Here is an 18929-nt window from a genome sequence, read left to right on the forward strand (position 1 = left end):
TGACGCGAGGCCGGCGGCGGCCGTCAGCCCGGAAGGCGGACGGGCATCAACAGGTAGCTGAATGCGCTCTCCGGGGCGACGAAGGCGCCGGACTCGTCCGCGACCGGATCCTCGCCGCCGGCCGGACGGAGAACGGCGGGCCGGCTGGGCGTGGTGAACCCGAAGTCCACCGCGTCGGCGTTGATCGCCGACAGTCCGTCCTGCAGGTAGCCGGGGTTGAACGCGATCGTGAGGGGTTCGCCCTGGAACGACACCGGTAGCTCTTCTTCGGCCTTGCCTGCCTCGTCGCCACCTGCGGTGAGCAGCACGGATCCCTCGGAGAACTCCATCCGGACCTGCGCACCGCGCTCGGCGACCAGGGCCACACGTCGAATCGCCTCGATCAGCGGGCCGCTGTCGATGGTGGCGACGGCGGTGTGGCTGGCCGGCAGCAGCTGACGGAACTTCGGGAACTCCGCGTCGAGCAGGCGGGTGGTGGTCTTCTTGGTCTCGCCGAGGATGCCGAGGATGCCGTCGGATCCGATGGCCGCGCCCCCGCCGAAGGCCAGGGAGACGACGCCGGTGCCCTCGGCACCTGCGGTCTTGGCGCTCTCCGACAGCGTCTTGGCCGGGACCAGAACGGCACCCTTCGTGTCGGGATCAGAAGGCTCCCACTGCAATTCGCGCACCGCGAGACGGAATCGGTCGGTCGCGGCGAGAACGACGGAATTGCCCTCGATCTCGACGCGCACGCCGGTCAGCATCGGCAGCGTGTCGTCCTTGCCGGCTGCCACGGCCACCTGGGAGATGGCCTCGGCGAACAGCTGCGACGGGATCGTGCCGGTGATGGACGGGACGTCGGGCAACTGCGGGTAGTCCTCGACCGGCATCGTCGGAAGGGAGAACTTCGCGCTGCCACAGGTGATCGCGACGCGCGAGCCGTCGAGGGTCACGTCGACCGGCTTGTTCGGCAGGGCCTTGGTGATGTCGGCGAGAAGCCGGCCGGAGACCAGCACCTGCCCGGGCTCGGCGACCTCCGCGCCGAGGTTCTCCTGCGCCGAGACCTCGTAGTCGAAGCCCGAGACGGTCAGGCCCGTCTCACCGACGTTGAGCACGACACAACCGAGAACCGGGACGGGCGGACGAGACGGGAGACTGCGAGCGACCCAGGCGACGGAATCAGCGAACTCGTCACGCGCGACACGAAACTTCATGCTGGGAGGTTGCCCTTCTCTCGTTCTCGTTCCCGCCTGGATCGCCGGGTCGGCGCCACAGTGGGTCGGCCGGCCTGGAGTGGGATCCCGCATCCGGGAATCCCACTGTAGAACGCCACTGCCCGAGCCGGAGTGGTTGGGGGCAAGTCCGGCCCTCGTACCGGCGGCGTCCGAGCGCGCCGATCGGCAACGGTCTGTGCACAGACCTTCTTACAAAAGATTCTCTTTCTAGAGGGATCCATCTCAGTAATAGGAGCTGTGCAATCTGTGGACAACCATGCCATCGGGCCAGTCCGGATGGGTGTGAGCGTGTGCATGACCGGTGGAGCAACGTCGAGCGGATCCGGGCACCGGTGTGGAGTTTTCATGTTGTTCGCGCGGCGTCCACCGTCGGTGCACATGCCGACCGGGGTTATCCCAAGGATCATCCACAACTGGTGATCAATCGCGACCAGGGCCGTTCGTTGCCGGATCCGAAGACGACAAGTCGTCGGACGGCGTCCGCGACCCTCGACCCGAGGAACAGAGTTGGCCTTCGGGCCCGCTGAATCCGGTCGCCGGCGTCGGACCGTGAGACGACCGCACCCCCGGGCCGATGCGGCCTCGGGGGTGCGAGAGAGCTACAGATACGGGAGAGGGCGTCTCAGCCGACGGCACGCTGTTTGATGCGTGCGGTGAGCTCCTGGACGTGGTCGTAGACCCGACGTCGCTCCGCCATCTCCTTGCGGATCTTGCGTTCGGCGTACATCACGGTGGTGTGGTCGCGGTCGAAGGTCTCCCCGATCTTCGGCAACGAGAGGTCCGTGAGTTCCCGACACAGGTACATGGAGATCTGACGTGCCTGGGCGATCGATCGTGTCTTACCGGGACCGCGCAGTTCCTCGACGGAGATGTCGAAGTATTCGGCGGTGATCGCGAGAATGCTCGCCGCACTGACCTCGAGGGTCCCCGAATTGGGCAGCAGCGCCTGCAGGACGACGTCGGCGAGGGACTTGTCGAGTGCGGCGTCGTTGAGCGAGGCGAACGCGGTGACGCGGATCAGCGCCCCCTCGAGTTCGCGGATGTTGCGTTCGATCTTCGACGCGATGAGTTCGAGGACGTCGTCGGGCACCGCGATGTTGTCCATCTGCGCCTTCTTGCGCAGGATCGCGATCCGCGTCTCCAGATCGGGCGGCTGGACATCGGTGATCAGTCCCCACTCGAACCGCGTCCTGAGCCGATCTTCCAGTGTCGCAAGCTGTTTCGGCGGTCGATCGGAGGAGATGACGATCTGCTTGCTCGCGTTGTGCAGGGTGTTGAAGGTATGGAAGAACTCTTCCTGGATACCTTCTTTGCCCACCAGGAACTGGATGTCGTCGACGAGCAGGACATCGACGTCGCGGTACCGGCGCTTGAACGCCACCCGTCGGTCGTCGCGCAGCGAGTTGATGAAGTCGTTGGTGAACTCCTCGGTGGACACGTACTTCACCCGCATGCCCGGGAAGAGGCGCTGTGCGTAGTGTCCCGCGGCGTGCAGCAGGTGCGTCTTGCCCAGACCGGACTCGCCCCAGATGAACAACGGGTTGTAGGCCCGTGCCGGGGCTTCCGACACCGCCACCGCCGAGGCGTGCGCGAAACGATTCGACGCACCGATGACGAATGTGTCAAAGGTGTACTTGGGGTTGAGGTTTGCCCCGGTTGCCGGCGGCGTGGACGTGGGTCGCTCGGCGAAGTACGACGCCCAGTCGCCGGACGGCCGCGGGGACTCCGACACGGGGGCCGAGCCCAGACCGGCATTGACCGGGGCAGCAGCGTAGTCGGCGGCCGCGGCGCGTCCACCGATCGGACGAGCGTCGGGTACCGGCGCCTCGGGCACCGGCTCGTCGTTGCGCGGGGTCGCGATACGTACCCCGAGGTCGACGGGCTCCTCGAGGTGACGGCTCAGGACCGAGCGGATGGTCTCGCGGAGATTTCGTTCGATCTGTTCCTGGACCAATGCCGTCGGCACGGTCAGCAGGGCGAAACCCTCGGTGAGTGTGAGGGGTCGAACCAGCGACAGCCACGCCTTCTGCTGGCGTGTCAGTGGTTCGTGGTCGCGTGCGGCTTCGTCGTCGTTGAGTTCGGCGACGACCTGCTGCCACACCTCGCCGAAAGTGTCTCGGTCTGAAGTCACGGGGCTGGCCTCCTGGTCCGGAAAACTACCAGCGTTGACGAGACTGGTGACATCGGCGCCGGAGACCGCATCTTTCCACAGGGTTATCCACACCTGTGTACAAAGGTGACGACGAGCTGGGGACTTCGGTCTGAGCCAGGCCCCCGAGGGTGTTCCTCGGCAGGCGGGTGGCCGACGCTGTGAAGGAACGTAACAGAGGTGACCGGGGGCCACAAAGCGATCGGGACGTTTGACTCGAATCTGCTGAGAATCTTGCTTTCGTGGTTCAGAACACACTGGTCGGGGGGCGGTACCCCCGAGGCGATCCCGTCGTTTGATTTGAACGCTCGGTGTCAGTAGTCTCGACTGGTCATCCAGGTTGCGGATTTGCGCGGCGATCGTTCGTGTTCGCCGAGTCATCACCGACACCAGTTCGGCACCGTCCTGGATCAACAGACCAACCACAACATGTGGGTCATGCCCGGGTAACCGGCGTGCCCACAGGGAGCACAAGGAGTCACCGTGGCCAAGGGCAAGCGTACTTTCCAGCCGAACAACCGTCGTCGCGCACGCGTGCACGGTTTCCGTCTGCGCATGCGGACCCGCGCCGGGCGTGCCATCGTCAGCGGCCGCCGTTCCAAGGGCCGCGCGAAGCTCACCGCCTGATCGTCGGCTCTCACCGGATCCGTCCGCGGATCCGGTCAGCTGTTCGATGACTGCGCCCCTTCATCGGATCTCACGGGGATCCGACTTCTCTCGCACCCTGAAGTCCGGTGCGCGGGTGAACAGTCGTGACTTCGTCGTGCATCTCGCGATGGTCGGTCGGAACTGGCCGGACCCGCGAGGTCTGCGTCGGGATGTCGCGATGGTCGGCGGCCCCTGGCTCGGGCTTGTCGTCAGCAAGTCCGTCGGCAACGCGGTGACCCGCCATCTCGTGGCACGACGTCTGCGTGCCGCGTTCACGGATGCATCACATCTCCTTCCCCCGGAGACCTACGTGGTCATCCGGGCTCGCCGCAGTGCCGCAGACCGATCCAGCGATGATCTCGCCGACCAGCTCCGTGACGCGTTCGCGAGCAAGCGGGTCGCAGGCCTGTCCGCTGCGGCTGCGGTCCCGGCCGAGAGGGTGGGGTCGTAGCCATGAGCGGAACCCCCGACGCCACGTCGTCTGAACACCACGCCGAGACGCCGCCGGGTTCCGAGTCCTCGGCCGCGGCCGGCGCGCGCCTCATGCGGGGGGTGCGTCTCCTCCCCCGCCGCACCGTCATCTTCCTCATCGAGCTGTATCGCACCTGGGTGTCCCCGATGCGCCTACCGTCGTGCCGGTTCGAGCCCACCTGCTCGGGCTACGCGGTCGAAGCGCTCGACCGACACGGCTTTCTGTACGGCTCGGTGTTGTCGATCGTCCGACTCGCCAAGTGCGGGCCGTGGCACAGACCCGGTTACGACCCGGTCCCCGAACGCGGCTTCGGCGAACTGTGCCGCGGCCTGTGGGGCGGGATGACCGGAGCGCACCGACCTCGAAACCATCAGCAGGCGTCCGGCGAGACGCATGCTCTGTGAGTACAACAAGTGAGGGGTAACTGACCCGTGCTCGACTTCATCTATTACCCGGTCTCCGGGATCATGTGGGTCTGGCATTGGCTCTTCAGCCATGTCACGCCCGACACCCCGGGTGGCAACGGTATCGCGTGGGCTCTGTCGGTGGTGTTCCTCGTGTTCACCCTGCGCGCGATTCTCTACAAGCCCTTCGTGAAGCAGATCCGCACCACGAAGAAGATGCAGGAGATCAATCCGCAGCTCCAGGCGATTCGTAAGAAGTACGCCAAGGATCGGGTCAAGATGACCGAGGAGATGCAGAAGCTGCAGAAGGAGCACGGGTTCAACCCGATGCTCGGGTGCCTGCCGATGCTGCTGCAGATCCCGGTGTTCATCGGTCTGTTCCACGTGCTGCGTTCGTTCAACCGCATGGGTACCGGCATGGGCCAGCTCGGCATGAGTGCCGCCGAGACCCGTTCGCAGGGCAACTACGTCTTCAGCGCCGATCAGGTGCAGAACTTCCTCGACGCCCGCCTCTTCGGGGTTCCGCTGTCGTCCTATCTGGTCGAGCCGGCCACCGAGTTCCAGGCGTTCGTCGAGCCGGGCTCCCCCATCGACTTCACCCGGCCGCAGATCGCGTACGTCGTCGTGCCGATGATGATCATCGCGTCGATCGCCACGCACATGAACTCCCGAGCTTCGGTTGCCCGTCAGCCCGAGGCGGCGCTGGAGAACCCGCAGACGCGGATGATGAACAACCTCGCTCTGTACATCTTCCCGATCGGCATCCTCATCACCGGTCCGTTCTTCCCGGTCGCCATCCTCCTCTACTGGATGAGCAACAACATCTGGACCTACGGCCAGCAGCACATCGTCTTCGGCAACATCGCCAAGGAAGAGGAAGAGGCCAAGCTCCTCAAGCAGGAGAAGCTGAAGGCGAACGCCCCGAAGCCGGGTGTGCGGCCCGACCGGAAGAAGCGCAACGCTGCCACGAACAGCAATGGCACGGATTCGACCGGTGTCTCGCTGTCCAAGGACGGGTCCACGGACGAGCCCGACGCCGACGCGGTGGAGACCGACGCCACTCCGGCCGGCGAGTCCACGCCCGCCGCACCGGACACCGCGGCCGGCGCCAAACCCAAGCCCGGCCAGAAACCCACGCGTCCCGGAGCAGGCGCCGCACCGGGCAAGAAACAGAACCACAACCGCGGAAGCCGGTCGACGGCCAAACGCGGCAACAAACGCGGTGGCAAACGGTGACCGCCCCAGACTTGTTCGATGAAGCACAGAAGTTAGGTGAATGAGATGACAGCAGAGACTGCAACTCAAGCCGGTACAGACGCCGAGGCAACGGCCGGGACCCAGCCCGAGGATCAGGCCGACGATACCGCGCAGAAAGCTGCGGACACCGAGGCCGCGGTGGTGAGTGAAGCCGCCGACGCGGACGACACCGGCGATGACGCGTCTGACGAGACCGATGACGTCGACGACGACGACGACTCCGATGACGAGGACGACGAAGACCGTCTCGTCGAAGAAGGCGAGATCGCCGGCGACTATCTCGAGCAGTTGCTCGATGTTCTCGACTTCGACGGCGACATCGATCTCGATGTCGATGGCGACCGGGCGGTCGTCAGCATCGACGGTGGCGACGACCTGACAAAGCTCGTGGGTCGTAAGGGTGAGGTGCTCGACGCACTCCAGGAACTGACCCGCCTTGCGGTCCAGCAGGCGACGGGTGAGCGAAGCCGTCTGATGCTCGACATCGCGCGCTGGCGTTCGGATCGCCGTGATCGTCTGGCGCGTCTGGGTCGCGAAGTTGCGGAGCGGGTGCTGTCGTCGGGCGAGCGTGAGGCTCTCGATCCGATGACACCGTTCGAGCGGAAGATCGTGCACGACGCAGTGGCAGTGGTCGACGGCGTCGTGAGCGAGAGCGAGGGCGCGGAGCCCAAGCGCCGCGTGGTTGTCCTCCCCTCGTAGTAGAACTCCCCTCCCCCACGGAGGAGATCAGGCCCCGACCGACGGTCGGGGCCTGATCTGTTTCTGGGTGCTGTCTCGGTTGCCGGCGTGAGTCCACCAGCCGTAGGAAGCGGGCGGTGCGTTACTTACACACGTGTTGTTTCACGTGAAACAGGATCGGTCGGGCCAACCGTGCACAGCAACCCGGTCGCCGTGATCATGCCCGACGGCCTTGCCACAGGGGTAGCGGGTCACCCCCTCGTCTCATGGCGGCTGGCCGGTACGGCGGCGTGAGGGACCGGTGTGGCAGATCGGTCCGAGAGCACGATCCGGTCATGGTGAGGTGTGGGGCAATGGAGAGATCGATGGTGCCGAAACGTTGGGTGCCACGGAGCCGCCGGGTGCCGGAGTAGTTCGACCGCGGCGTCGTCGCAGTAGCTGGGATTGTCAGACTCTCGTCGTGGAACACTCTCGTTGTGGAACCCTCCGGTCGTGCAACCGACGGTTCGTGGGTGTGGACAGTCGGGCCCCTCACGCTCCGTCGCCTACTCCGTTCGTTGCCAGGCCCCGTGGGCGGACTGGGCAGGGCGTCCTGGTCCGTCACGTGACAATTCGATCTCGGACACCTGACAGGCTGCTTTTCGCTGAATCACATCGATGTTGTTTCACGTGAAACGACGTGCGGCGGCGCGATATGCACCGACGGGACCGCGCCGAGGTTTCACGTGAAACACTGGGTGCGAAGGACCATCTGAAACGGAGGCGAAGTGCCGTCTGACGCACTACCCGAGCACGATCAAGATCTCGATGCGTTGGCGGTTCCGCCGGCCGCTGCCGTAGACGTCTTCGGCGATCGGCTGAACCTGGCCGCCGATTACTGGCGAATCCTTGCGACCGACGGAATCGATCACGGCTTGATGGGTCCGCGTGAGATCCCTCGGTTGTGGGATCGCCACATTCTCAATTGTGGAGTACTCGGCGAACTGATCTCGGAGCGTGCGAGCGTCATCGACATCGGGAGCGGTGCCGGGCTCCCTGGAGTGCCGCTGGCGATCGCGCGTCCCGACCTGTCGATCACGTTGATCGAACCCCTACTCCGACGCAGCACCTTCTTGGAGCGGACGACCGAGGCGCTCTCGCTCGACAACGTGACCGTCGTTCGCGGACGAGCCGAGGAGAAGTCTGTTCGCGGAACGGTCGGTCTCGCGGATGTGGTGACGTCGAGGGCGGTCGCTCCCTTGGAACGACTGTCGAAGTGGTCCGCTCCCCTGGTCCGTCCGGGCGGCCGGATGATCGCGATCAAGGGGTCGTCAGCGGCCGAGGAGATCGAGCGCGATCGCTCGGTTGTCGGGCGCTCTGGAATCACCGACCTGTCGGTTCGCACATGCGGTGAGCGGTTCCTCGACACACCGACGACGGTGATCACGGGAACGAAGAGTGAGCGGTCGCGAAGCGGCCGCGCCGGACGGCGTTGAGGAGGCGATCGAATTGGTGTGGAGTCCGCGGAGGGCGCAGAATAGGAAGCGTTCTGCCGGCACCCCCGAAGGTGCCGCTATCGACGCTTCCGCGGTAGTCGGATCGACGGCCCCTGCCGTCGACGGTACTGACGCGAGTCCTTACGAGGTCGGTCAAAGGAGTCCACGCGTGGTCGATCAAGACCCGAATGTTTCACGTGAAACCCCGGTCGGGGCACGCCCTGGAGTGGATGGTCAGCCATTCGCCGACACCCCCATCGCGATGGCCGCCGAACGTGCGAGCCAAGTCCTGACTCCGGGGGGAGCCGGCCAGCTGCCGAGACCTCCGCACACGCGGATCATGACGGTTGCCAACCAGAAGGGCGGCGTCGGAAAAACCACCACGACGGTGAACCTGGCGGCGGGTCTCGCGCTGCGGGGTCTTCGGGTTCTGGTGGTCGACCTCGACCCGCAGGGCAATGCCAGCACGGCGCTGGGTATCGATCATCGGGCGCAGGACATCGCCTCGGTGTACGAACTGTTGCTCGGCGAGGTGACGCTGAGAGAAGCGATTCAGGAGTCGCCGAGTCAGCAAGGTCTGTTCTGCGTCCCGGCCACCCTGGATCTGGCCGGCGCCGAGATCGAACTCGTTTCGCTCGTTGCGCGGGAGAACCGGCTCCGCAACGCGCTGTCCGACGATGTTCTCGCGGAGTACCAGATCGATTACGTCTTCATCGACTGTCCCCCATCGCTGGGCCTGCTGACCGTGAACGCGATGGTGGCGGCTCGTGAGGTTCTCATCCCGATCCAGTGCGAGTACTACGCACTCGAAGGCGTGGGACAGCTGCTGCGCAATATCGAACTCGTGCAAGCACACCTGAACCGCGACCTCCACGTCTCCACGATCGTGCTGACGATGTACGACGGCCGGACCAAGCTGGCGGACCAGGTCGCGGAGGAAGTACGTCGACACTTCGGCGACAAGGTGCTGAGTACGATCATCCCCCGCAGCGTCAAGGTGTCGGAGGCGCCCGGATATGGGATGACGATCATCGAATACGACCCGGGCTCCCGAGGGGCGATGAGCTATCTGGACGCCGCGCGCGAGTTGGCACTACGTGCGTCCGAGGGGGCGCCGGCGTGATGTGTATCCACGATTCACGTGAAGCGCTGATCTGGCACCAGGACCGCGAAGGGAACCACCAATGAGTCAACGGGATACCGCTCAGCGCCGGGGCGGACTCGGTCGTGGGCTGGCCGCACTGATTCCGACCGGACCGGCCGACGATCAGTCGGGCGCGCCCCGTCTCGGTAACGCCGCGGCCGACGTCGTGATCGGTAAGGGCCCGACGACTGCCGGTCGTGATACCACCACCGGTGGCAATGACAAGGACTCGGCAACCGCCACGTCGACGGGTGCGGGAACGCAACCCCTCAGTCCAGAAGAGGCGGGCGCGGTGTATCGCGAACTGCCTCCGAAAGAAATCCAGCCGAATCCCAATCAGCCGCGTACCGTCTTCGACGACGAGGCGATGGCCGAACTGGTGCACTCGATTCGCGAGTTCGGCCTCATGCAACCCATCGTGGTGAGGCGCCTCAAGGAGCCCACTGCGGACGGGATCGCGTACCAGATCGTCATGGGTGAGCGTCGCTGGCGAGCCAGCCAGGAGGCGGGACTCGACGCAATCCCCGCGATTGTCCGGGAGACACCCGACGGCGACATGCTGCGGGACGCATTGCTCGAGAACATCCATCGCGCGCAACTCAACCCCCTCGAAGAAGCCGCGGCCTACCAACAGCTTCTCGAGGAGTTCGGGGTCACGCACGAGGAACTCGCCTCCCGCCTCGGCCGCTCTCGCCCGCTGATCAGCAACATGATCCGGCTACTCAAATTGCCGATCCCCGTCCAACGCCGCGTGGCGGCCGGGGTGCTGTCGGCCGGCCATGCTCGCGCTCTCCTCTCCCTCGAGACCGGAAGCGACGCGCAGGAGGCGCTTGCTGCGCGGATCGTTGCCGAAGGTCTGTCGGTGAGGGCGACGGAGGAGGCGGTCACACTCGCCAATCGAGGAGACGGGCCGGACGCGAAATCTCCCACCGCACCGAAGCGCCGACCGATGCAGATGCCGGGCCTGCAGGATCTCGCGGAGAGGCTGTCCGACAGCCTGGACACCAGGGTTACAGTCAGTCTAGGGAAAAGAAAAGGCAAGATCGTGGTGGAGTTCGGCTCGGTCGACGACCTGGAACGCATCGTTCAGTTCATCGATCCGAAGAAGTGAATTCTGGCGCGGGATTTCCGGTACCACCTAGACGCGGAAGTAATGTCACAGTGACGATAGAGGAAGCCGACGGGCGCATTCATCGCGAAAGGGCTTGTTGCTCAGTAATTTTCGTTCAATCGAGCGCTGTGACGCGGAGTGCGCTGACATGAGTGTGTCTGTCAGTCGATTGGATCTCGGATTTTTCGGATCGCTCCCCCAGCACACGCGCAAATGCGTCTTCTGGGAGGTCGAGCCGGCGACCGAGACAACCGGCCTCCCTGACTTCGAGCCCTACGAGAGCGAGTTCGACAAGGAGGCGTGGATCTCGGGTCTGCTCCTCGAGTGGGGTGCGTGCGGTCAGGTCGCGATCGAGTCCGGAACGAACAGTGTTGTCGGTACGGCGTTCTATGCGCCGCCCAATCGTGTTCCTCGGTCGCAGCACTTCCCCACTTCGCCGGTCAGTCACGACGCGGTGCTGCTCACGAGTATCCGTACCGAACCCGGTTATGACGAGGTGGCGACGATCCTTCTGGACGCAGTGCTGGGTGATCTCATCCGTCGCGGTGTCCGAGCGGTCGAGTCATTCGGTCTGGTGCGGAACGGGATCGGCGTGGATCCGTTCGAGTCGGTCGGCAGTGCAGGCGGACTGGCCGACGAGCTCGAGCTGTGGTCGGATGAGGCCATTGTCGAAGTCGCGCGGGAGATCCTCGACGATCCGCAAACGGATCTCTGCACTTCCTGCATGAACGACGCGTCGTTCCTGAAGGACTCCGGATTCGACGTGGTGTCGTCGCATCAGCGTTTCCCACGGTTCCGACTCGAACTCGACGAGGGCCTCGGCTGGAAGTTCGAAGTCGAGAGCGCGCTGCAGAAGCTGGTGGTGATGGCGCAGATCGATCTGGCCGGACGGCAGCAGACGGCGGTCCCGGTGGGAGCCGGGCCGCATCGGTTCAGCGGGAGCTGTTCTCCGCGGCCAGCAGATCCTCGAATGTGTAGGTTCCGGTAGGGCGATCGTCCCGGTCGAGCAGGTACAACCGTTTCACGGCCACCACGATGGCATCGGCGATCACGTTCCGCCAGTCTGAATCCGCAAGCACTGCAGCGTCATCGGGGTTCGTGATGTATCCGACGTCGATGAGGGCCACCGGCATCTTCGTGAGCCGGAGGAGATCCCAGGTGCGCTCGTGGGTTCGGCAGTCCGACAACGGGGTCCGCGCTGCGATCTCACGCTGGATGAAGCCGGCGAGGTTGCGACCGATCGTCGAGTACGAGTTGCTGTTGCCGAAGTAGAACGACGCGACGCCGTTCGCGCGCGTATTCCGGTAGTGACCGCATCGCAGCGAGATCATCAGATCGGCGTCCATCAGATTGGCGACCCGGGCGCGCTCGTCGTCGCCGGGGCGTCCACGCCCGTCGTGCGACAGGAAAGTCTGCATGCCCGCGGCCGCCATCCGGCCCTCGAGGCGGGCACTCAGGTCCCACAGCAGTTCGGACTCGCGGTGGGCGACATCACCCGTCGACAGTGCGTGAAGTCCGCCTGTTCCGGGATCGATGAGGATTCGCTTGCCGGACAGCTGCGGTCCCGATCGTCGGACGTGCTCTTCTTCACGGATCGCATACGGAGACCCGCCGGTCACCCGTGTACCGAGGCGCTCGAGCGACCGCAGCGTGGCCGGGCCGCAGATCCCGTCGGAGGCGAGGCCGTACTCGCTCTGATAGAGGCACACGGCGTTGTGCGTCGTCAGGCCGAACACGCCGTCGACGAGGGAGGTGAAATAGCCGAGATTCTGCAGCCGACTCTGCAGCGTGGCGACGTCGTCGCCGACCATGGGAGCCGACAGCTGGTACGACAGCACCCGGGCTCCGAGACGGTAGGACGCTTCGCGCAGGACTCGATAGGTGGCCGGACCGACGATGCCGTCGACGATCAGACCCCGCTCCTGCTGGAACGCCCGGACAGCCCGGTCGCAGGCTTCATCGAAGACGGCCTCAGGAGGATTCCAGCCGTTCGTCGTACCACCGTGGGCGGTGTTCGTGGACCCGTCGTCGGGCAACAGACCGCGTCCGACCAAGATGGCGCGGATCTCGGCCACCGCCGAGCCGTGATCACCAAGTCGGAACAATGGCATGTCGTCACCCCTCGTACGAATCGCGGCAGGTGCGGCTCTGCGCGATGTGCGATGTACGCCAAGCGGTACATCGGTCAAACGTCAGCCTGCATTCTCGCAGGTGGACTTCACTACACCAAACTGTCCATGGTCGAAGCATTCCGACTCCGGGCACAGGGGTCTCCGGTCGAGACCACGGCCGACACTACCAACGCAAACAGTCCGCGGGTGGAACGGCAGCGTCGTTCACCCGTCGGACTGTCGCGACGATATGAGGAAAACAGCAGGTGGTCAGGCCGACTGGCCGACGACCGAGTCCAGCTCGCGCAGCAGCGCGGCCTTGCCCTTGGCGCCGACGATCGTCTTCACCGGCTGACCCTTGTCGAACAGGATCATGGTCGGGATCGACATGATCTGGAAATCACGCGCGGTGGCCGGGCTCTCGTCGACGTCGAGCTTGGCGACGGTCAGCTTGTCGCCATGGTCGCGTGCGATCTCCTCGAGGACCGGGGCGACCATGCGGCAGGGACCGCACCAGGTGGCCCAGAAGTCCACCAGGACCGGCTTGTCGGCGCCCAGAACGGCGTCCTTGAACGTGGTGTCGGTGACGGCGACGGTGTGTGCACCCATGATGTGACCTCCTTGGTCGGACCGGGCCGCGATGGCCCGGGTGAATGTGGTTGACGGCTCAGGCAGGTGCCTGAACAGCGTCGATCTCGGAAACGGTGGCAGCTTCGGCGTCATCGACAGTGAGGTCGGCGGCTTCGCCCTGCTCGGCCAGCCAGCGCTCGGCGTCGATGGCGGCCGAACAGCCGCTACCGGCGGCGGTGATGGCCTGACGGTACGTGTGGTCGACGAGGTCACCCGCGGCGAACACACCGGGCACCGAGGTGAGTGTCGTGCGTCCCTGGACCAGGACGTAGCCCTCGGGATCGAGGTCGACCTGCCCGCGGACGAGTTCGCTGCGCGGGTCGTGGCCGATCGCGACGAACATGCCGGTCACGTCGAGAGTGCTGACCTCGCCGGTCCGGGTGTCCTCGACCTTCAGGCCCGACACCGACCCGTCGCCGACGACGGAGTGCACGGCGGCGTTCGTGACGAATCGGATCTTGTCGTTGGCGCGGGCGCGCTCGAGCATGATCTTCGACGCCCGGAACTCGTCGCGGCGGTGGACCAGCGTGACGCTGCGTGCGAACTTGGTGAGGAAGGTGGCCTCTTCCATCGCGGAGTCGCCACCGCCGATGACGGCGATGTCCTGGTCCTTGAAGAAGAATCCGTCACAGGTCGCACAGGCCGACACTCCGCGCCCGAGGAGCTGCTGCTCGCCCTCGACGCCGAGGTAGCGTGCCGCGGCACCCATGGCGAGGATGATCGCGCGGGCCCGGTAGACCTCGCCGCCGACCTCGACCTCCTTGACGCGGCCGGACAGCCGGACCGTGTCCACGTCCTCCATGCGCAGGTCAGCGCCGAAACGGATCGCCTGCTCACGCATCTCGTCCATCAACGCGGGACCCTGGATACCGGTCTGGAAACCGGGGAAGTTCTCGACCTCGGTGGTCGTCATCAGAGCGCCGCCGAACTGGGTGCCCTCGAAGACGATGGGTGATAGCTCGGCGCGCGCGGCGTAGATCGCTGCGGTGTACCCGGCAGGACCAGATCCGATGATGATCAACTCGTGGATCTGCTGGGTCTCTGGCTGGCTCACTTGTCCTCCGTGCTGTGGGTTTAGCGAGACCCGCCCATCCCGGCGGGTCACGGCTGCTTCAACACCAGGGTATGCGGAGATGTTCCCTCGGATGTGCCGCGCGTCCGGCCCGTCGGCCGCCGGCGGGCTGGGGACGCCTCGGTCACCCGCCGACGATGCCCCGCGAGATCAGCGACGGGTTCCCCAGGTCGCAGTCGAGGCCGACGATCAGTGCGTCGAAACGTCCCGCCACCCCGGTGGAGAGAAGGATCGCCGCCGCGCCGGAGCCGTCGACGACGATGCGGCCGGAGCCGACGATCACGACGGTCGCCGGCACGAGGTGGGCGGCGGTGCAGCGACGGAGTGCCTCGACGGAGCCGAATGGTGCTCCGTCGGTCCGGCCGAGAACGGTGAGTGCGACCGCGGCATCGGTGGGCCCGGTCGGGGCGGGGGCCGACGACTGGGCTCGAGGTGCCGGCCCGGGAGACGAGTCGGACGCGGAGATCAGTCGCGACACCCCGATCGACCCGGCCGCCACGACGACGACCGCGGCTGCGGCCAGCAGGAGTCGGGTGGCCGTGCGGCGCCCTCGGCGTGCGGTGGTGATGTCGACGGGCGCAGATGCCACGGGCGGAGACCCGGTACGGAATCCCCCGGGCTGTCGGATCGAGGGCTCGGGATTCGCTCCCAGCGCGGTGAGAGTGGCGGCAACGTCGTCGCGCACACGGGCGGGTACGGGTTCCCGCGCCGCTTCCGCGGAGCGCAGATCGCCGACGGTACGATCCAGCGCGTCCAGAATCGACTGCGCTGCAGGATCTTCCGCAAGATGAGCACGGATGTGGGCAGCCACCGGGTCGGGCAGCGCACCTGCGTGGAAGTCGGCGAGAAGATCTGCCGAGTACGGCGGATCGGGTAGATCACTCGTCTCGTGGTCATCTGGTCCCCGAGGGGTCATGGTGTCAGTCTTCCATTTCCGGGGTCGCGGGCGTTCGTGGAGTTCGCGTCGGGTCGGCGTCGGATACTTGGACGCGCCCCGCTGCGATTCGGTTCCCGGTGATCGCGATCGGCCGGGAACGGGTCGGCGCCACCCCGCGGGCTCCGTTCACCCGTCACGCAGATGGCCGAGCACCTGCGCGAGCTTGAGGCGCCCGCGGGCGCATCTGCTCTTGATCGTGCCCTCGGCGACGCCGAGGATCGTCGCCGCCTCCGCGACCGTGTATCCCTCGATGTCGACCGCGACGATGGCCGCTCGCTGTCCGTCGGTGAGGACGTCGAGGGCGCGCCCGATCGAGACCGACAGGTCGACGGCGGCGAGCTCGTCGGCGGTGTCGGCGATCGCCGTGACATCCCACTCCGGCAGGGGCACCGTCCTGCGAACCTTGTTGCGCCGGATGCGATCCAGACCGGCGTTCACGACGATCCGATGCAGCCAGCTGGTGACCTTGGCGTCGGACCGGAAGTCCTGCGCGGTCCGGTGAGCGGCGAACAGGGCATCTTGCAGGGCGTCGGCGGCGTCCTCCGGATTCTGGCTGGCCCGCAACGCCACCGACCACAGGTACTCGAGGTGGCGGTTGATCAGGTCGGTGAACGCGTGTGGATCACCGGCGAGGTGGGCGTGCAGGAGTTGCTCGTCGGTACGCGTGTCGATCGCGTCGTTCCCCCCGGGCATGGGCTGAGAGTAATGGAGCCCGGACCGGGTCATCCGATGAAGCGACGTCTGTGCACAGCTGCCGGAGCGAAGTGGATTACTCCTCAGGCGGGACGGGTCAGGACTGCAGGCGTGCGCGCACCGCGTCCATCTGGGTCCGCAACTCCCCCTCGTCGATGACACCGCGGTCCAGCAGGGTGTGCGCCAGCGCCACGAGCTGGTTCTCGGGGTACGGCAGCTCGGCGTAGATCGTCGACGACAACCGGTCCTCCTCGTCCCGTCGTTCGACGACGCCGGGAGTATCCGCGCGGACGGACGAGGAGTCGGCGACCCGATCGAGGGCGTCGCAGAGCCCGTCGAGGCTGGTCTTCCACGGTGGAACCGGGTTCTCGACACCGTATTTCGCCGCCATCCGGTGCCACACCTGGTTGCGCTCGACGATCTCGTCGAGCGGCCGGTGGGACCCGGAGTTCCCCTCGTCGATCATCGGCCTACTCCCCCGCCGGGTGGACGGCCGGCCGGATGGTGGAGACGGCATTGGTGGTGACACCCGGCTTGGGCAGCGCGACGCCGATGAGGCAGTCGCGGGTGATGATCTCCGACAACTGCTGCTCGGTCCACCCGTCGGTACCCTCGGGGCGTTGCGGCATCACCATGAACCGATGCTTCTGATTGGAGTCCTGCACGCGTACCGAGACGCCGTCGGGGAGCTGAAGGCCGAACTCGGACAGGACTTGTCGGGGCCACCGCACCATGCGACGACGGTAATTCGGGGTGCGGTACCACTCGGGGGAGTTCCCCAGGATGGGACGTGGGTAACACGAGCACAGCGCGCACACGATCACATGGTGCACCGTGGGTGTGTCGGCGAGGATCTCGAAAGCCGTGAAGTCGCTGGGGGTTCCGAACCCGGTCGGCTCCAGCCAATCGACGCCGACCTCCTTACTGGCCGCCACGGGATCGTCGAGCGCCAGCTTCGCGAAATCCCGGTCGAGCCAGGCTCGCGCGACCAGTGTGGCGGCGGGGGTCGGCCCGATCTGCTCCGCGAACTCGGTGAAGCGGCGGTGTTCCTCGGCGGTGAAAAGACCCTTCTCGATGCACAGTTCGCGCAGTGCGATCTCGAGCACCTCGAAGTCGGTGATCTCGTCGACCATCGGTTTGACCGTGCGGTCGTGGTCGTGGTCGTGCGTGCCGTGGCCGTCGCTCATCGGCGTTCGTCCTCTCCCCCGGCCGAGGCGAGCCAGCGCTCGGGGATCTCGGTCTGCAGGGTGTCGTCTGCGGGTCCGGTGTAGCCGTGCCAGAGGTCGCCCATGGTGAACCGGACCACGTAGAACCATTCCGGCTGGGCATCGGACAGACCCCAGGTCTCGTCCTCGGGCGCCGGGCTCTCGTATGCGACGGCGGCGATCTCGCCGACTGCTCCTCGAACGTATTCCGGTGTCCGCGTGTATAACAGGACGGGGAGTTCGCGCACTCGGACGCGGTTGCCGATCCGGAATGCGGCGTCGCCGGCCCGGCCGGCGTAGATCTGCGGGTCGCCGACCCCGACCGCGTGACGATGATGGGTGTTCCGCGGAACGTCGGATCCGTCTCCGACGCCGCGGGGTCGGGCCTCGAGGCGCCGACCGTCCAGTCCCCCGGCGTATCGTTGCCGGACGTCGAGCATGCGCTCGCTGAGCTCACCGAGTGCGATGTGGTGCTTCTCGACGAGAATCCTGGCGACGGCGAGCAACCAGCGCCCGTAGTACGGAATACCGAGGTAGATCGCACGCCCCACATCGACGTTGCCGATCCGACGACGCTCCTCGGACAGCCAGATCCCGCGCCAGGCGAGGACTTCGCACATGACGTACGTCATGTGCTCCCACTCCTCGTACGCCTTGCCCTCGTAGGTGATCGGAGCGTCGGGTTCGCCGCCGACGTCGTGCACCGGCTTCATGTAGGCGACGAACCGGCTGTGATCGAGGAGATCGGGTGTCGGCGCGTCCGGCAGCTCGGGATACGAGGAGTGAAGTCGCGCAACAAGGTCGAGCTGTCTCGCACGTTCTTCGGCAGTGCTCACCGGACACCTCCCGGACCCACGTCCGACGGTTGTAGCGCAGTTGCACGAGAATCTACTCCCCGGCAACCGGTTCTCGGAGCGTTTTCGCCAACGGCTCGCTGACCCTCCTCAGCTCAGGAGTACTGGGCGAAGCGAGCCGCGAAGGGTCAGGTCAGGAGTCGGCCGTAGGCGGCGACGAAGAGCTCGACGCACACGTCGAGGATCTCGTCGAGCGCGTACCGCTCCGCGTCGGCGTCCTCCGCGCCGGCGACGTACCAGTCGACGAGCAGCTGGGTGACCGCTCCGACGAGGCCCACCGACGCCAGGCGCTCGCGGTCCGTCGGCGGTCGCGCGCCGCGGGCCAGCGCCAGGATGAGTGCCGCCCAGTCGTGGATCGCGCGCATCCGGACCCGCTCGATCTCCGGGGACACACCGACCACTTCGACGAGCATCACCCGTGCGCGTCGGGGATCGTCGGCGAGGCAGGACATGAAGGCGCCCAGGGCGGCACGAGTGACGTCCGGAACACGATCGGCGGCAACACCTTCGGCGGCCTCCAACCGTTCGGGGTCGGCCTCGGCGATGTCGGCGGCAGCCTGCACGGTCGCCGCACGGACGAAGGCCACACAGTCGTCGTACACGGCGACGAGCAGTGCGGCGCGGTCGGCGAACGACTCGTAGAAGTAACGCTGCGTCAGGCCGGCCTGGTCGCAGATGCTCTTGACCGAGACCTTCGCGTATCCGTCGGTGCCGAACACGTCGAGTCCGGCCGTGATGAGTGCGGCCCGGCGTCGTTCCCTTCGCTGCGCCGGGTCGACACCGCCATAGCGGCGTCCGGGCGGATTCTCCGATGTCGATGGGGTCGGCTTCGGCACGGACGCCACGCGATCTCCCTCCCGGGTCTTTACAGCCCT

20 protein-coding genes are annotated in these 18929 nt (G+C 66.1%); 9 read left to right on the forward strand and 11 right to left on the reverse strand.

The window, feature by feature from the left end; translation table 11 throughout:
- Positions 1-23: 23 nt before the first annotated feature.
- Positions 24-1193 (reverse strand): DNA polymerase III subunit beta, encoded by a 1170-nt coding sequence (dnaN, locus tag AB4Z55_RS02425; RefSeq protein ID WP_064571351.1) that lies wholly within the window; start codon positions 1191-1193, stop codon positions 24-26.
- Between the two features lie 643 nt (positions 1194-1836).
- Complete coding sequence (gene dnaA, locus AB4Z55_RS02430) at positions 1837-3345, reverse strand: chromosomal replication initiator protein DnaA (RefSeq protein WP_039866015.1); 1509 nt, start codon at positions 3343-3345, stop codon at positions 1837-1839.
- A 501-nt stretch (positions 3346-3846) separates the two neighbouring features.
- Here dnaA and rpmH point away from each other — a divergent pair.
- The 9 genes from rpmH (at position 3847) to AB4Z55_RS02475 (ending at position 11540) form a co-directional block, all read left to right on the forward strand.
- The gene (rpmH, locus tag AB4Z55_RS02435; protein WP_004020968.1) at positions 3847-3990 is read left to right on the forward strand and encodes a 50S ribosomal protein L34; all 144 of its coding nucleotides are present in this window, start codon (positions 3847-3849) and stop codon (positions 3988-3990) included.
- Positions 3991-4036: 46 nt separating this feature from the next.
- Positions 4037-4462, forward strand: coding sequence for a ribonuclease P protein component (gene rnpA / locus AB4Z55_RS02440; protein ID WP_239403599.1), 426 nt, complete (start codon positions 4037-4039; stop codon positions 4460-4462).
- Positions 4463-4554: 92 nt separating this feature from the next.
- Complete coding sequence (yidD, locus tag AB4Z55_RS02445) at positions 4555-4887, forward strand: membrane protein insertion efficiency factor YidD (protein ID WP_239403648.1); 333 nt, start codon at positions 4555-4557, stop codon at positions 4885-4887.
- Between the two features lie 27 nt (positions 4888-4914).
- A complete protein-coding gene (yidC, locus tag AB4Z55_RS02450) occupies positions 4915-6123 on the forward strand; it encodes a membrane protein insertase YidC (RefSeq protein WP_004020971.1) in 1209 nt (402 codons plus the stop codon).
- 45 nt (positions 6124-6168) lie between these two features.
- Positions 6169-6843, forward strand: a complete 675-nt coding sequence (locus AB4Z55_RS02455) for a protein jag (RefSeq protein ID WP_369519046.1) — start codon at positions 6169-6171, stop codon at positions 6841-6843.
- Between the two features lie 746 nt (positions 6844-7589).
- Positions 7590-8297: a 16S rRNA (guanine(527)-N(7))-methyltransferase RsmG gene (rsmG, locus tag AB4Z55_RS02460; protein WP_004020973.1), complete on the forward strand. Its 708-nt coding sequence runs from the start codon at positions 7590-7592 to the stop codon at positions 8295-8297.
- Positions 8298-8466: 169 nt separating this feature from the next.
- Positions 8467-9420: a ParA family protein gene (locus AB4Z55_RS02465; protein ID WP_101820446.1), complete on the forward strand. Its 954-nt coding sequence runs from the start codon at positions 8467-8469 to the stop codon at positions 9418-9420.
- A gap of 61 nt (positions 9421-9481) precedes the next feature.
- On the forward strand, positions 9482-10552 hold the full coding sequence (locus AB4Z55_RS02470; protein WP_101820447.1) for a ParB/RepB/Spo0J family partition protein: 1071 nt from the start codon (positions 9482-9484) through the stop codon (positions 10550-10552).
- Between the two features lie 148 nt (positions 10553-10700).
- On the forward strand, positions 10701-11540 hold the full coding sequence (locus tag AB4Z55_RS02475; protein WP_369519047.1) for a hypothetical protein: 840 nt from the start codon (positions 10701-10703) through the stop codon (positions 11538-11540).
- Here the strand turns inward: AB4Z55_RS02475 and AB4Z55_RS02480 are convergent.
- From AB4Z55_RS02480 to AB4Z55_RS02520, 9 genes are all read right to left on the reverse strand, one after another.
- Positions 11485-12663, reverse strand: a complete 1179-nt coding sequence (locus AB4Z55_RS02480) for an N-acetylmuramoyl-L-alanine amidase (RefSeq protein ID WP_239403604.1) — start codon at positions 12661-12663, stop codon at positions 11485-11487. The two genes, AB4Z55_RS02475 and AB4Z55_RS02480, sit on opposite strands and share 56 nt — an antisense overlap.
- A 270-nt stretch (positions 12664-12933) precedes the next feature.
- Entirely contained in the window at positions 12934-13272 is a 339-nt protein-coding gene (trxA, locus tag AB4Z55_RS02485; protein ID WP_064571930.1) for a thioredoxin, read from the reverse strand.
- Positions 13273-13330: 58 nt separating this feature from the next.
- A complete protein-coding gene (trxB, locus tag AB4Z55_RS02490; protein ID WP_064571929.1) occupies positions 13331-14347 on the reverse strand; it encodes a thioredoxin-disulfide reductase in 1017 nt (338 codons plus the stop codon).
- Between the two features lie 142 nt (positions 14348-14489).
- A complete protein-coding gene (locus AB4Z55_RS02495; protein ID WP_239403605.1) occupies positions 14490-15281 on the reverse strand; it encodes an anti-sigma factor in 792 nt (263 codons plus the stop codon).
- A gap of 147 nt (positions 15282-15428) precedes the next feature.
- The gene (gene sigM / locus AB4Z55_RS02500) at positions 15429-15995 is read right to left on the reverse strand and encodes an RNA polymerase sigma factor SigM (RefSeq protein ID WP_004020981.1); all 567 of its coding nucleotides are present in this window, start codon (positions 15993-15995) and stop codon (positions 15429-15431) included.
- 97 nt (positions 15996-16092) lie between these two features.
- Entirely contained in the window at positions 16093-16461 is a 369-nt protein-coding gene (locus AB4Z55_RS02505; protein ID WP_239403606.1) for a thiocyanate hydrolase, read from the reverse strand.
- Between the two features lie 4 nt (positions 16462-16465).
- Entirely contained in the window at positions 16466-17182 is a 717-nt protein-coding gene (gene scnC / locus AB4Z55_RS02510; protein ID WP_369519048.1) for a thiocyanate hydrolase subunit gamma, read from the reverse strand.
- Positions 17179-18036, reverse strand: coding sequence for an SH3-like domain-containing protein (locus tag AB4Z55_RS02515; protein WP_239403607.1), 858 nt, complete (start codon positions 18034-18036; stop codon positions 17179-17181). The genes scnC and AB4Z55_RS02515 overlap by 4 nt, the downstream gene beginning before the upstream one ends.
- A gap of 146 nt (positions 18037-18182) precedes the next feature.
- The gene (locus tag AB4Z55_RS02520; RefSeq protein WP_239403608.1) at positions 18183-18899 is read right to left on the reverse strand and encodes a TetR/AcrR family transcriptional regulator; all 717 of its coding nucleotides are present in this window, start codon (positions 18897-18899) and stop codon (positions 18183-18185) included.
- Between the last annotated feature and the right edge of the window lie 30 nt (positions 18900-18929).

Source organism: Gordonia sp. ABKF26 (assembly GCF_041103195.1).
In the GTDB taxonomy this organism is placed as follows: Bacteria; Actinomycetota; Actinomycetes; order Mycobacteriales; family Mycobacteriaceae; genus Gordonia; species Gordonia terrae.

Bases quoted from the DNA above. Each gene is read 5' to 3' on its own strand.
- AB4Z55_RS02470 (WP_101820447.1), top strand. From the start codon at position 9,482: ATGAGTCAACGGGATACCGCTCAGCGCCGGGGCGGACTCGGTCGTGGG.
- trxA (WP_064571930.1), bottom strand. From the start codon at position 13,272: ATGGGTGCACACACCGTCGCCGTCACCGACACCACGTTCAAGGACGCC.
- AB4Z55_RS02505 (WP_239403606.1), bottom strand. From the start codon at position 16,461: ATGATCGACGAGGGGAACTCCGGGTCCCACCGGCCGCTCGACGAGATC.
- sigM (WP_004020981.1), bottom strand. From the start codon at position 15,995: ATGCCCGGGGGGAACGACGCGATCGACACGCGTACCGACGAGCAACTC.
- dnaN (WP_064571351.1), bottom strand. From the start codon at position 1,193: ATGAAGTTTCGTGTCGCGCGTGACGAGTTCGCTGATTCCGTCGCCTGG.
- AB4Z55_RS02495 (WP_239403605.1), bottom strand. From the start codon at position 15,281: ATGACCCCTCGGGGACCAGATGACCACGAGACGAGTGATCTACCCGAT.
- AB4Z55_RS02455 (WP_369519046.1), top strand. From the start codon at position 6,169: ATGACAGCAGAGACTGCAACTCAAGCCGGTACAGACGCCGAGGCAACG.
- yidD (WP_239403648.1), top strand. From the start codon at position 4,555: ATGCGGGGGGTGCGTCTCCTCCCCCGCCGCACCGTCATCTTCCTCATC.
- rnpA (WP_239403599.1), top strand. From the start codon at position 4,037: ATGACTGCGCCCCTTCATCGGATCTCACGGGGATCCGACTTCTCTCGC.
- AB4Z55_RS02480 (WP_239403604.1), bottom strand. From the start codon at position 12,663: ATGCCATTGTTCCGACTTGGTGATCACGGCTCGGCGGTGGCCGAGATC.
- AB4Z55_RS02475 (WP_369519047.1), top strand. From the start codon at position 10,701: ATGAGTGTGTCTGTCAGTCGATTGGATCTCGGATTTTTCGGATCGCTC.
- scnC (WP_369519048.1), bottom strand. From the start codon at position 17,182: ATGAGCGACGGCCACGGCACGCACGACCACGACCACGACCGCACGGTC.